This window comes from Kaistia sp. MMO-174, from assembly GCF_037147815.1.
Classification (GTDB): domain Bacteria; phylum Pseudomonadota; class Alphaproteobacteria; order Rhizobiales; family Kaistiaceae; genus Kaistia; species Kaistia nematophila.
Map to the genome: position 1 here is coordinate 1 of NZ_JBBCUO010000039.1, position 223 is coordinate 223.

A 223-nucleotide genomic window follows, 5' to 3' on the forward strand; every position below is an offset into this window, starting at 1 on the left:
GTTCTTCGCGAGGCTGACGAACCAGCCGACCACCGCGCGGAAAAAGCTCTACAACGACCTGATTGTCTCGCTGAAGACGGCAGGCGTCTGGGCCAAGCTCGATGCGCTCTATGTCCTCGCAGCGGCAGACGCACAGGCTGCGCGCCAGAACCTTGTCGCGAACGCATACAATATCTCAGCCTCTGGCAGCCCTGTCTTTACGGCGGATCGAGGCTATACGGGC

Annotated in this window: 1 protein-coding gene; it reads left to right on the plus strand. The window is 61.0% G+C overall.

What is annotated here, in order from left to right; translation table 11 throughout:
• Window positions 1–223 (plus strand): hypothetical protein (locus WFK98_RS27310; RefSeq protein WP_336802535.1); only part of this gene is annotated, 223 nt, incomplete at both ends.